Below are 13,298 nucleotides of genomic sequence, written 5' to 3'. Positions count from 1 at the left end.
GAGCCGCGATGACCGCTCATGCGACACCGGCCGACGGGCCGGCGGCCTCGAGCGCGTCCGGGTTCGACGCGCTGTTCGCGGACCTGCGGCAGCGTGCCGCCCGGCAGGGAGCGGACGGGCCGCGCGGCGCCCTCACGTACATCGGCCCGGACGAGGTGCGGGCCGCCGCCGCCGAGGTACGGAGCGGGCGCACCGTCACCCTCGCCGCTCCCGTGGAGACCCGTCCCGGGCCCGACGACCCCGACCCCGGACGCCACGAGATGACCGCCTGGGCCGCACAGGACACGGGTCCCGGCCTGGCCTTCGCGCGGGACCGCTTCGCGATGAACGTGCACGGCGACGCGGACAGCCATCTCGACGCGCTCTGCCACGTCATCTACGACGGCACGCTGCACGGCGGCGTGCCCGCGGCCACGGTCACCGAGGCCGGTGCCGAACGGCTCACGGTCGAGACGGCCCGCGACGGCATCGCGGGCCGCGGGGTCCTGCTCGACATCCCGCGGCTGCGCGGCGTCCCGTGGCTGGAGCCGGGTGACCATGTGACGGCGGCCGAACTCACCGCCGCCGAGGAGGCCCAGGGCGTACGGGTCGGGCGCGGCGACATCCTGCTCGTACGGACCGGACACCGCAGGCGGCGGGACGAGTTGGGGCCGTGGGCCGGTACCCGTGCCGGACTGCACCCCGGCGCCGCGGAGTTCGTGGCCGAACGCCGGGTGGCCGTGCTGGGCAGCGACAGCAACAGCGACGTGGCGCCGGGCCTGGTCGTGGACGTGGGCTATCCCGTGCACGTGCTGGCCGTGCACGCGCTGGGTGTGCACCTGCTGGACTACCTGCAGTTCGAGGATCTCGTGCCGCTGTGCGAGGCGGAGCGGCGCTGGTCGTTCCTCTGCGTCGTCGCGCCGCTGCGGCTGCCGGGCGGCACGGGGTCGCCGGTCAACCCCATCGCGATTCTGTAGCCCGGTTCCCGTCCCGGCCTCGGCACGAGGCCCCGCCCGTGCCCGAAGCCCCGCCCCGGTCCGCATCGGCTTCCCGTTCCGAATCGGCTTCCCGTTCCCGGCCCGGTGCGACGGGCGGGCCCTGCCCCGCGGCGGTGCGCGGCCCCTCCCCCGCGGCGTGACCCGTATCGCCGTCCGCCCGCCCGGCGCCGGGGCCGCGTCGCAGCGGCCGGGCCGCGGTGCCCGCCGCGAGGAGCAGCAGCACGCCCAGCATGCCGAAAGGTGCCGCCGTACCGGCAACTCCCGCCACCAGACCGGCCGTTGCGGGGGCGGCGACCTGGCCGAGGCGGTTGCCCGTCAGCCGCAGCGCGAGCGCGGTGCTGCGCGCCTCCTCCGGAGCCGCCTGCACCACGGTGGTCATCGACAGCGGCTGCCCCACGCCCAGACAGAACCCCAGCGCCGCGAGCAGCGCACCCAGTGCCCAGGCGGGCAGCGGTACGGCGATGCCCGCGCACAGCAGCGCCGCGGCCAGGCAGCTCACGACCAGCAGCGCCGTACGGCCCAGGAGCCGGATCATCGGGGTCATGACGAGGCGGCATGCGATGGTCGCGGCGGCCCGCAGGCTCAGCAGCAGCCCGATCGTGGCCGGGGCGATGCCCCGGTGCTCGCCGACGACCGGGAGGTACGCGGTGAGGATGTCGGTCGCCGACAGGACCGCGAGGCTGGTGAACATCCCGGCCGGGACGCCCCGCGTGCGCAGGATGCGGTGCACCGGAACCCGTTGCGCCCGCGTGGCTTCCTCCCGTGCGGGCAGCGCGGCGCGCCGCTCGATGCGCCAGAGCGCCGTGAAGGAGAAGGCCGCGACGGCGGCCGAGGCGAGCAGGGCCGTGGCGCTGGTACGGGCGAGTGCCCCTGCGTGCCCCGAGACCAGCAGCCCCGCCGCGATGGGACCGACGAGCTGGCCGAGGGAGGCGCCGATGGTGAAGTGGCCGAAGTTGCGGTCCCGTTCGGCCGGTGCGCTCTGCCGGGCCACGATGCTCTGCGCGCCGATGACGAACGCCAGATGGCCCAGGCCCATCACGCCGCTCCAGGCGGCCATCGCCGCGAGGGAGGTCGCCGATCCGCTCAGCGCGCAGCCGGCGGCGATGAGGGCCACACCGACCGGCAGCAGCGGCGCGCACCGGCCATGATCCGTACGGCGTCCGAGGGGCACGGCGGCGAACAGCGGCAGCAGGGCGTACACGGCCGCGATGACACCGACGGCGCGGGCGTCCGCGCCCAGGGCGAGGGCCCGGTAGGAGACGGCGGGCCGCGCCATGGACACCGCCCCTTGCGCGAACGCGAAGGCGATGACCAGGCGGATGAGCCAGCCCCTGCCGGGCCCTGCGATGGTCACGGTCCTGTGTTTCCGGTCGTCGTCGGCGTCCGTTTCCGGTGCCGTTCCCGGCACCGTCCGGCCGCTCCTGTCCGCGCCGTTCCCGGCGCCGCTCACGGGCCGCGCACGTGCCGTCGCGGTCCCGCCGTCACCCTCTCGTCGTCACACGCGCTTCCTCACACGCTGGTCGTCGCTGTCTCCTGGCGCCGTCCCCTCGCCACCGCCCGGCGCGCCCCTTCCGGACGGCCGGACGGCGCCGGGGCCGTCAGATGATGCCGAAGAGAAGGCCCGCAGCGAGGACCACCACCGACGTGAGCGCCGCCCACTTCACCGTAAACCTGGTGTGGTCGCCGAACTCGACCCCGGCCATGCCCACGAGCACGTAGACCGCGGGGACGAGCGGGCTCGACATGTGCAGGGCCTGGCCGATGAGCGAGGCGCGGGCGATCTCGACCGGTGCGACGCCGTGCGCGGCACCGGCCTCGGCGAGGATCGGCACGATGCCGAAGTAGAACCCGTCGTTGGACATGAAGTATGTGAACGGGATGCTCAGCAGGCCGGTGACGAGGCCCATGTGCGGGCCCATGCCGTCGGGGATCGCGTCGACGACCGCCCGCGCCATGTGCTCGACCATGCCCGTACCGGTGAGGACGCCGGTGAACACCGCGGCGGCGAAGACCATGCCGGAGACGTTGAGGACGTTGTCCGCGTGCGCGGCGATACGGGCCTTCTGGTCGGGCATGTGGGGGAAGTTGACCGTCAGGGCGATGGCCGCGCCCAGCAGGAAGAGCACGGGGATCGGCAGGGTCTGCAGCACCAGCAGGGTGATGAGGGCCGCGGTGAGCGCGGCGTTGAACCAGTAGAGCTTGGGCCGCAGCGTGGGGCGGTCCGGGTCGAGCACCGCGGACCCGTGGCCGGCGGATCCGGAGCCGGGGCCCTTCCCGCCGTCCGCGTCCGCATCCCCGTCCGCGTCCGTGCCGGAGTCGGAACCGCCCTTCGCGAGCCGGACCCCGGAGCCACCGCCGGTACCGGTGCGCGCCGCGGCGCCCGCGCCCGCACCCGCACCCGCACCCGCACCGACGAGGACCTGCTCGGACTCCCCCTCGAGCGGGGCGGGTTCGACGGCGGTGACGGCACCGGGCTCACGGTCCTCGTCGAGCGTGAGCACGCCGAGCCGCCTGCGCTCGCGCAGCCCGAGGACGTAGGAGAGACCGAAGACGAAGAGCAGACCGACGGCCAGCGCCGGGATCATCGGGACGAAGATGTCGCCCGCGTCCAGCTTGAGCGCGGTGGCGGCGCGCGCGGTCGGGCCGCCCCAGGGAAGGGTGTTCATGACGCCGTTGGCCGTGGCCGCGACACCGGTCATGACCACGAGGCTCATCTTCAGCCGCTTGTAGAGGGGCAGCAAAGCGGAGACGGTGATCATGAAGGTGGTGGAGCCGTCGCCGTCGAGCGAGACGATCGCGGCGAGAATCGCGGTGCCCACCACGACGCGCATCGGATCGGCTTTGCAGAACCGCAGGATGACCCGGACGATCGGGTCGAAGAGCCCCACGTCGATCATGACGCCGAAGTACACGATGGCGAACATCAGCATGGCGGCCGTGGGCGCCAGGTCGCCGATGCCCTTGAGCACGTAGTCCCCGAGCTGGGCGCCCTGGCCCACGAGGACGCAGAACAGCGCGGGTATCAGCACCAGCGCAGCCATCGGGGACATCTTCTTGGTCATGATCAACGCCAGGAAGGCGGCAATCATGACGAATCCGAGGATTGTCAGCATGAGACACCTATCGTTCGCCCGTGAACTCCACCGTGGGGTTCGGCGGTCCGGACGACCGTAGGTGGCGCATTTCTGCCGCAGCAAGACCCGAAGGCGTGAGCAATAAGCGCAAAAGCCCAGGTCACAGCGGTACGTTGACTTCGGGACCGGTCGCGCCCGCGCCCGCGGTCCTCATCCGGCCGAGGCCACCTGCCCTCACCCCGCCGAAGCCACCTGCACCGGAAACCCGTTGAGCACCGCGGTGCCGGACAGCGGATCGAGACGCGTGCCGTCGAGGAGCTGGTTGACGTTGACCCCGGCGTCCTCGGACGCGACCGCGAGGCGCGTCCCCGGCCGGTCGTGCCCCCAGCCGTGCGGCAGGCTCACCACCCCGGCCCGTACGGCGTCGGTGACCTCGACCGGGACGAGCAGCTCCCCGCCGTCCCCCTTCACGCGTGCGGGACTGCCGTCGGCGAGGCCCAGCCGGGCCGCGTCGTCGGGGTGCATCTGGAGCGTGCAGCGGTTGCTGCCGCCCCTGAGGGCGGGGACGTTGTGCATCCAGCTGTTGTTGGACCGCAGATGGCGGCGGCCCACCAACAGCAGCCCCGACGGCCGCTCCGACAGTGCGGCGCGCAGCCGGGGCACATCGGCGGCGATCGGCGCCGGGCAGAGCTCGACCTTGCCGCTGCGGGTCCGCAGGACCTCCGGGATACGCGAGTCGAGCGCACCGAGGTCGATGCCGTGCGGATGTGCGAGCAGCTTCTCCAGGCTCAGTCCGCCCCTCCCCTGGCTCCCGGCGTGCGGGACTCCCGCGCCGCCGAAGCCGTCCCCGTACGGCCCGAGGCGCAGCATGAGGTCGAGCCGCCGCTCGGCGCCGGTCCGGCCGGTGAGCCGGGCGGACAGCTCGCCCGGGTCCCGGCCGTGGACGGGCGAGTGCGGGTCGGCGACCGCCTTGCCGAGCAGGGTGTCGACGGCCATGGCGTCGACGTCGGCGGGCCCGGCGGAGCCGTGCAGTCCGCTCACGCACAGCACCAGCCGGGCCAGGATCTCGCACTCGTCGGGACGGTCGTCGGGCAGCGCGACCGCCTCACGCGTGTAGCGGGCCTGGTTGCGGACGGCGAAGTTGTTGAAGGCGAAGTCGTGGTGCGCCGCCTGCGAGGGCCGGGGCGGGGGCAGGACGACGTGGGCATGGCGTGACGTCTCGTTCAGGTAGGGGTCGACGCTGACCATGAAGTCGAGGCCGCTCAGCGCCTGGTCGAGACGGTCGCCGTCGGGCGCGGAGAGCACGGGGTTGGCCGCCACGGAGATCACGGCACGCACCCGGCCCTCGCCGGGGGTGTCGATCTCCTCGGCGAGCGCGGACAGCGGGAACTCGCCCTTGACCTCGGGGTGCCCGCTGACCCTGCTGTGCCAGCGGCCGAGCGCGAAGCCCTTGCCCGGTTGGGGTCCCCCGTGCCGGAGGCCGGGGGCCGGCCGCGGCGCGCGGGCGGTGGCGGCGAGCGGGAACATCGCGCCGCCGGGCCGGTCGAGGTTGCCGGTGAGCGTATTGAGCACGTCCACCAGCCAGTTGGCGAGCGTGCCGAACTCGACGGTGGAGCTGCCGACCCGGCCGTAGACGGCGGCGGTCGTGGCCCCGGCGAGTTCGCGGGCGATCGTACGGATCTCCTCCGCCGTCACGTCGCACGCCTCCGCGACGGCCTCGGGCGTGAACACGGCGACCAGCGCGCGGACGTCGTCGACGCCCTCGACGTGCCCCTCCAGTGCGCCGAGGGTGGTCAGGCCCTCCTCGAAGAGGACGTGGACGAGGGCGGCGAGGAGCAGGGCGTCGGCGCCGGGGCGTACGGCCACGTGCCGGTCGGCGAGCCGGGCCGTACGGGTGCGGCGCGGGTCGACGACGGTGAGGGTCCCGCCGCGGCGGCGCAGGGCCTTGAGGCGGCCGGGGAAGTCGGGGGCGGTGCACAGGCTGCCGTTGGAGTCGAGCGGATTGGCGCCGATCAGCAGCAGATGGTCCGTGCGGTCGAGGTCCGGTACGGGGATGGCGAAGGGATCGCCGAAGAGCAGGCCGCTGGAGACGTGCTTGGGCATTTGGTCGACGGTGCTGGCGGTGTAGAGGTTGCGGCTGCGCAGGGCACCGAGGAGCAGCGGCGGATAGAGCGCCCCGGCCATGGTGTGGACGTTGGGATTGCCGAGGACGACCGCCACCGCGTCGGGCCCGTCCCGCTCGATCAGCGGACGCAACCCGGCGGCCACGGCGTCGAACGCCTCCTCCCAACTCGCCTCCTCCAGGCGCCCTCCCCGGCGTACGAGGGGCCCGGTGAGCCAGTCCGGGTCGCCGTCGAGTTCTCCGAAAGCGGCACCTTTCGGGCAGATGAAACCGGCGCTGAAGACGTCGTCCCCGTCGCCGCGGGCGCCGGTGACGCGGTCATCGCCGTCGATCGTCAGCGTGAGTCCGCAGGTGGCCTCGCAGAGCGGGCAGATGCGCAGAGCGGTACGGCCGGCGGTCTCGGACATGGGTCCCTCCCGGTGGGACGTCGGCAGGCCACCGCGGCGGCGACGGCGTCACGAGGGACCATACCGACCGGTTGGCATCCTGTCAGTCGCGCGACCGGCCAAGAGGCCGCATGCCAACGGAGGACCGGGGAAACGGGCATCGCCCCCCTGCTGCGAAGGGATGGCGCGCCCGGGCCGGGCTCAGTCGAGGACGCGCGCGAGATAGGCGCGCAGCAGCTCCTTCGTCTCGGCGATGATCGCCGGATCGCCGGTAGCGGTGTTGCGGAACGCCAGCTGGAGCAGCGCGTCGGACGCCTCGACGCACACCACGAACACCCGCATCAGATCCTCGTCGTCGGCGCTGCGGCCGAGCGGCTCCGCCAGGAGCGCGCAGAGCCGTTCCGCGACCAGCGGGTTGGCGCCGCCCGGCGGGCGGCCGGCCGGGGCGGGCACGCTGAAGTCGAGCAGCGCGAAGCCCGGCATGTCCTTCTTCATGCCGACATAGACCTCGAGCACGAGATCCATCGCACGCCGCCAGTCGACCGCCCCCTCGGCGTCCAGCGCGTCCGCGACGCGGGCGATGTAGACGTCCAGATTGCGGTGCGCGAGCGCATCGGCCATGGCGCGCTTGTTGCTGAAGAAGCGGTAGACGGATCCGATGGGCACGCCGGCGCGTACGGCGACGGCCCGCGTACTGAGGTCCTCGTAGCCGGTCTCGTCCAGGACTTCGGCACAGGCGTCGAGGATGCGGGCGAGGCGGTCGGCGCTGCGCCGCTGGACGGGCATGCGCCGCAGGGAGGGGCCGGACTGCTGTTCTGTCTGCTCTGTCTGCGGGTGCACGGCCCCATCATGCCGCGCCGCCTCGTTGACGCACCCTCCCGGTGATTCCTATGGTCTGACATAGGAATCGTTGAGCGGCGGGAGCACGCATGAGCGGCACGGGCGGCGAGCAGGCGAGGAAGACGGCCGAAGGGCTGGCATATCTCTCGGGTTTCGGCAATGAGCACAGCTCGGAGGCGATCCCGGGGGCCCTGCCCACGGGCCGCAACTCGCCCCAGCGCGCACCGCTCGGGCTGTACGCGGAACAGCTCAGCGGCAGCGCGTTCACCGAGCCGCGCCACCACAACCGCCGCTCCTGGCTCTACCGCATCCGCCCCTCGGCCGCCCACCCGCGGTTCCAGCGCATCGGCAACGGCGCGCTGCGCTCCGCGCCGTTCGCCGAGACGGTGCCCGACCCCAACCGGCTGCGCTGGAACCCGCTGCCCGAGCCGGACGCCCCCGCCGACTTCGTCGACGGACTGTGGACCCTCGGCGGCAACGGCGACGTGACGCAGCGGACCGGCATGGCCATCCACCTCTACGCCGCCGACCGCTCCATGACCGACCGGGTCTTCTCCGACGCCGACGGCGAGCTGCTGATCGTCCCCGAGCGGGGCGGGCTGCTGCTGCGCACCGAGCTCGGCATGCTGGCCGTGGAGCCCGGCCAGGTCGCGCTGATCCCGCGCGGCGTCCGCTTCCGCGTCGAACTGCTCGACGCCGAGGAGGAGGGCGCACCGGCCGCCCGCGGTTACGTCTGCGAGAACTACGGGCAGCCCTTCACGCTCCCCGACCTCGGCCCCATCGGCGCCAACGGCCTGGCCAACGCGCGCGACTTCCTCGCGCCCACCGCCGCGTACGAGGACACCGAGGGCCCGGTCGAGGTGATCAACAAGTTCTGCGGCAACCTCTGGTCGGCGACGTACGACCACTCACCGCTCGATGTCGTCGCCTGGCACGGCAACCACCTGCCGTACGTCTACGACCTGCACCGCTTCAATGTGATGGGCACGATCAGCTACGACCACCCGGACCCGTCGATCTTCACGGTGCTGACCTCGCCCTCCGACACCCCGGGCCTGGCGGGCGTGGACTTCGTGGTCTTCGCGCCCCGCTGGCTGGTCGGCGAGGACACCTTCCGGCCGCCGTACTTCCACCGCAATGTGATGAGCGAGTACATGGGCCTGATCGAGGGCGCCTACGACGCCAAGGCCGAGGGCTTCGTCCCGGGCGGCGGCTCCCTGCACAACATGATGTCCGCGCACGGGCCCGACCGGGAGACGTTCGACAAGGCGAGCGCCGCCGAGCTGAAGCCGCAGAAGATCGACGACGGCCTGGCGTTCATGTTCGAGACCCGCTGGCCGGTGACCGCCACCGGGCAGGCGATGTCGGCCGGCCATCTGCAGCAGGGCTACGACGACGTCTGGCAGGGTCTGCAGCGGAACTTCCGTCCGTAGCACGGCCGCCCGAGAACCAGCGGAGCCACCGTGACCGCCTTCGCCCCCGACTCGCTCGTCCTGAACCGCAAACTGCCGCTGTGGTACCAGGTCTCGCAGTCCCTGCGCGCCTCGATACTGGGGCGCCGCCCGGACGCGCCGCTGCGGCTGCCCACCGAGGGCAGCCTGGCGGAGCACTACGGCGTGAGCGTGCTCACCATGCGCCAAGCGCTCAAGGAGCTGGAGGCGGAGGGGCTCATCAGCCGCCACCGGCGGCGCGGCACCTTCATCGAGCCGACCGCTCGCCCCGGCGCTCCCGTACGGCTGCTGGGCTCGGTGGACGCCATCGTGGCCCAGCAGTCGGGCGAGACGGCCACGGTGCTCGACCACGGCCGGGCACCCGTACCGGCGGAGCTGGCGGAGCACTTCCCGGGCGCGGACGAGGTGATGCGGTACCGGCGGCTGCGCTGCGACGGCAGCAGCGGCGAGCCGACCAACTGGGCCGAGAACGTGGTGCTCCCCGGTCTCGCCGACCGCATCGACCTCGACGATCTGACCCGCTGGCCGATGACGAAGGTGCTGCGTGACGTGGTGGGCGTGACGATCAGCCGTATCACGGACACGGTCGAGGCGCGGCTGGCCGACCCGGAGACCGCACGCCTCCTCGGCGTGCCGCTGCTCAGCCCGATCCTGCACTACACGGGCGTGACGTACGACGACGAGGGTCGCGTCGTGGACGTCGCCCGCATCCACTACCGGGGCGACCGCTTCTCGTTCACGGTCACGCTCGACGCGTAGTCCGTGCCCTCCGGTCCGTGCCGGGGGCGCACCCTTCAGTCCCTACCGGGGCGCAGCACCGGACGCAGCGCGTCGAGCACGGAGGCGTCCTCGATCGTCGAGGGCACCGGCTCCTCGCGGCCCTCGGCGATCGACCGCATGGACTTCCGGAGGATCTTGCCCGAGCGGGTCTTGGGCAGACCGGCCACGACGTCGACGTCCTTGAACGCCGCGACCGGGCCGATCTCGGACCGCACGGCCGCGACGAGTTCGTCGCGCAGGCGCTCCGGGTCGGTGTCGACCCCCGACTTGAGCACGACCAGTCCGCGCGGCACCTGGCCCTTGAGCCGGTCCTCCACCCCGATCACGGCGCACTCGGCGACGGCGGGGTGCGCGGCGAGCACGGCCTCCATGGAGCCGGTGGACAGCCGGTGTCCGGCCACGTTGATGACGTCGTCCATGCGCCCCATGACGAACAGATAGCCGTCCTCGTCCATGTAACCGCCGTCGCCGCTCAGGTAGTAGCCGTCGAAGCGCGACAGGTAGGAGTCCACGTACCGCTCGTCGTCGCCCCAGAGGGTGGGCAGCGTGCCGGGCGGCAGCGGCAGCCGGATGCAGATGGCGCCCTCGCCTCCGCGCTCGACCTCCTTGCCGGTCTCGTCGAGGATGCGGATGTCGTAGCCGGGGACGGGCACCGTCGGGGAGCCGGCCTTGATCGGCATCGGCTCCAGTCCGCGGAGGTTGGCGGCGACCGGCCAGCCCGTCTCGGTCTGCCACCAGTGGTCGACGACGGGGACGCCGAGGGTGTCCGTGGCCCACTGGTAGGTCTCGGGGTCGAGCCGCTCGCCCGCCAGGAAGAGGGTGCGGAAGCCGCTGAGGTCGTGCCCGGCGAGGAGTTCGGCCCGGGGGTCGACCTTCTTCACGGCGCGCAGGGCGGTCGGGGCGGTGAACAGCGCCTTCACACCGTGCTCGGCGATCACCCGCCAGAACGCCCCCGCGTCCGGGGTGCCGACGGGCTTGCCCTCGTAGAGCACGGTGGTCGCGCCGATCAGCAGGGGCGCGTAGACGATGTAGGAGTGGCCGACGACCCAGCCGACGTCCGAGGCCGTCCACCACACGTCGCCCGGGCCGATGTCGTAGATCGCGGACATCGACCAGGCCAGGGCGACGGCATGGCCGCCGTTGTCACGCACGACTCCCTTGGGGCGGCCGGTCGTTCCGGAGGTGTAGAGGACGTAGAGCGGGTCGGTGGCCGCCACGGGCACGCAGTCGGCCGGTTCGGCGCCGGCCGTCAGCTCGTCCCAGTCCAGCTCCTCCCAGCTCGTCTCCTGCGTGCCGACGTCCGCGTGGGCCTGCTCGCGCTGCAGGACGACGACGGCGTCCGGCCGGTGCGCGGACAGCCGGAGCGCCTCGTCGACGATGGGCTTGTACTCGACGATGCGGCCCGGCTCGATCCCGCAGGAGGCGGAGAGGACGACCTTGGGCCGGGCGTCGTCGATGCGCGCGGCCAGCTCCTTGGGCGCGAACCCGCCGAAGACCACGGAGTGCACCGCCCCGAGCCGTGCGCAGGCGAGCATCGCGACGACGGCCTGCGGCACCATCGGCAGATAGATCACGACACGGTCGCCGGCACCGACGCCCAGACCGCGCAGCGCCCCGGCGAACCGGGCGACCTCGTCCCGGAGTTCGGCGTAGGTGAAGGAACGCCGCTCGCCGGTGTAGGCCGAGTCGTGGATCAGGGCCGTACGGTCGCCGTGGCCGGCGTCGATGTGGCGGTCGAGCGCGTTGTGGCAGGTGTTGAGGCGGCCGTCGGAGAACCAGCGGTGGAAGGGCGGGTTCGAGGCGTCCAGCGCCCGTGTCGGCGGCCGCTCCCAGTCGATCGCCTCCGCGGCCCGGAGCCAGAACCCGTCGGGGTCGCTCAGGCTGGTGCGGTGGGCGTCCTCGTAACGTGCCACGTCAAGCTCCTGATCCATCGGTTTCCCTCAGTGTGGCCCACCTCGGTCGTCCGGGACCGTGACGCGCACCGCTCGATCCGTTTCCGGTCCCACTCGGGCACGACTCGGGCACGCCGCCGGGGAGAACGGTCCCGGAGGCTCGGCGCGACCAGGTCGTGGGCCGCCGGGAGGTACCCCACCCCAGCTACCGCTGGGAGGTGCCCCACCCCGGCTACCCCAGAAGACACGGCCTCGGAGGCGCGGGGCCACGGGTACGATGCGGACGACGCGACGGGGCGAGGCGGTGGCCGGATCGGCCGCCACCGGGGAGGACGACCGCGTGATGGCGGAGCGGGACGGGACACGGGACCTCACACCGTCCCCCGGCAGCGACACCACCCCCGGCGCCCCGCAGGACCCCGACGCTCCCGGCATGTCACCTGACCGCGACAACGCACCGGCTCCCGACGGCACACCGGCCCGCCACGTCCCGCGGGCCCGGCAGGCACCGCCCGCCCGGGCCGCCGCGTCGGCCCATGACGTCACACCGCCGCACGACGCGCCGCTCCTCGCGGACCTCATGCCGTGGTCGGTCGCGCCGCTGCGCACCGGGCGCGGGTGGCCTCTCGCCCCCGACCCCGCCTCCCTCAAGGCCCGGTGGAACGCGCTGCTGCGCGCCCCGGACGCGGCCGCGCGCGAGGCGCTGTTCCAGCGGACCCGCGCCCGTACGGTGCATGTCGCCGTGCCCCAACTCCCGGGCCACACCGCCCCGACCGGGCCGGTCGCCGCGGAGAGCGGCGCCTGCCCCGAGCCGGTCCGGGTCCTGCACGGCCCGTTCGACCGGCAGTGGCTGATCCCCGACCACCGGCTGATCGACGTGGCGCGGCCCGAACTGTGGCGGGTCGCCGACGAGCACCAGATCTTCGCCGTGGAACCGGGCCATGTGCCGCACGATGCGGGCCCGTCGCTGGTCTTCTCCGCACTGCTGCCCGACGGGCGGTCGCCCGCGGGCCGTCCCGGCCGCATCCGCCCGCTCCACCGCCGTCCGGGCGGCCGCGAACCCAATCTGGCCCCGGGCCTGCTGGACCATCTAGCCGACGGCCTCGGCCTCCCGGTCTCGCCGGAGGACGTCCTCGCGTGGGTGGCCGCCGTCTCCGGCCGCCGCCCCGAAGGCGTCGCCGTGCCGCTGACGGCCGACCCGGACGTGTGGCGCTCCGGTGTCGCCCTCGGCCGCCGGCTGCTGTGGCTGCACACCTACGGCGCGCGGTGCGCGGCATCGGCGGGTGAGCGGCCCAAACTCCCGGGCGGCAGACGGCCGTACGTCCGGGCCGCCGTCCCACCGGATCTGCGGGCCCTTCCCGGCACCCTCACCCACGACCCGGAGGAGGAGGCGCTCCACCTCGGCTCGGGCCGGATCTCCCCCGTGCCGGCCGCCGCATGGGAGTTCCACGCCGGCGGGGTCCGCGTGCTGGAGCGGTGGTTCGACCTGCGGACCGCGCCCGCGACGCCCGGCTCGCTGGACACCGTACGGCCCGCCGCCTGGCCGCAGGAGTGGACCTCCGAGCTGCTGGAGCTGATCACGGTGCTGGCGCTGATCGCCGAACTGCGGCCGGAGCGCGCCGCGCTGGCCGCCCGGCTGGCGGGCGGTCCGCGGACGACGGCGGTGGACCTGCGCCGCGCGGGTGTCCTCCCTGCACCCGCCGCGGCCCACCGCCCGGCGTCGGTCCTGGACCACCACGAGGAAGGCCCGAACGGCCAGTTCGCGCTGCTCTGAGA

At 73.5% G+C, this 13,298-nt stretch carries 9 protein-coding genes; 4 read left to right on the top strand and 5 right to left on the bottom strand.

The features are described 5' to 3' along the window. The first annotated feature begins 8 nt into the window (after positions 1-8). The gene (locus tag ABZ822_RS11570; protein WP_360850683.1) at positions 9-956 is read left to right on the top strand and encodes a cyclase family protein; all 948 of its coding nucleotides are present in this window, start codon (positions 9-11) and stop codon (positions 954-956) included. On the opposite strand, the gene ABZ822_RS11565 is transcribed toward ABZ822_RS11570, so the two are convergent. From ABZ822_RS11565 to ABZ822_RS11550, 4 genes are all read right to left on the bottom strand, one after another. Further along, entirely contained in the window at positions 934-2,253 is a 1,320-nt protein-coding gene (locus ABZ822_RS11565) for an MFS transporter (RefSeq protein WP_360851421.1), read from the bottom strand. The two genes, ABZ822_RS11570 and ABZ822_RS11565, sit on opposite strands and share 23 nt — an antisense overlap. A gap of 322 nt (positions 2,254-2,575) precedes the next feature. Further along, positions 2,576-4,090, bottom strand: coding sequence for a citrate:proton symporter (locus tag ABZ822_RS11560; protein WP_360850681.1), 1,515 nt, complete (start codon positions 4,088-4,090; stop codon positions 2,576-2,578). Between the two features lie 195 nt (positions 4,091-4,285). Further along, positions 4,286-6,580 (bottom strand): molybdopterin oxidoreductase family protein, encoded by a 2,295-nt coding sequence (locus ABZ822_RS11555; RefSeq protein WP_360850678.1) that lies wholly within the window; start codon positions 6,578-6,580, stop codon positions 4,286-4,288. A gap of 180 nt (positions 6,581-6,760) precedes the next feature. Continuing rightward, positions 6,761-7,345: a TetR/AcrR family transcriptional regulator gene (locus tag ABZ822_RS11550; RefSeq protein ID WP_360851418.1), complete on the bottom strand. Its 585-nt coding sequence runs from the start codon at positions 7,343-7,345 to the stop codon at positions 6,761-6,763. A 143-nt stretch (positions 7,346-7,488) separates the two neighbouring features. Here ABZ822_RS11550 and hmgA point away from each other — a divergent pair, with 143 nt between their 5' ends. Together hmgA and ABZ822_RS11540 are read left to right on the top strand one after the other, a co-directional pair. Next, complete coding sequence (hmgA, locus tag ABZ822_RS11545) at positions 7,489-8,832, top strand: homogentisate 1,2-dioxygenase (protein ID WP_360850676.1); 1,344 nt, start codon at positions 7,489-7,491, stop codon at positions 8,830-8,832. A gap of 30 nt (positions 8,833-8,862) precedes the next feature. Then, positions 8,863-9,609, top strand: a complete 747-nt coding sequence (locus ABZ822_RS11540; protein WP_360850673.1) for a GntR family transcriptional regulator — start codon at positions 8,863-8,865, stop codon at positions 9,607-9,609. A gap of 35 nt (positions 9,610-9,644) precedes the next feature. Here ABZ822_RS11540 and ABZ822_RS11535 read toward each other — a convergent pair whose 3' ends face one another. Beyond that, positions 9,645-11,543, bottom strand: coding sequence for a propionyl-CoA synthetase (locus tag ABZ822_RS11535; RefSeq protein ID WP_360850670.1), 1,899 nt, complete (start codon positions 11,541-11,543; stop codon positions 9,645-9,647). Between the two features lie 559 nt (positions 11,544-12,102). Here ABZ822_RS11535 and ABZ822_RS11530 point away from each other — a divergent pair. Next, complete coding sequence (locus tag ABZ822_RS11530; protein ID WP_360851415.1) at positions 12,103-13,296, top strand: type ISP restriction/modification enzyme; 1,194 nt, start codon at positions 12,103-12,105, stop codon at positions 13,294-13,296. The last annotated feature ends 2 nt before the right edge of the window (positions 13,297-13,298 follow it).

Source organism: Streptomyces sp. NPDC047108, assembly GCF_040643575.1.
Classification (GTDB): domain Bacteria; phylum Actinomycetota; class Actinomycetes; order Streptomycetales; family Streptomycetaceae; genus Streptomyces.
Note: the sequence above shows the minus strand (reverse complement) of the source record. Positions and strands in the feature narration are given on the sequence as shown.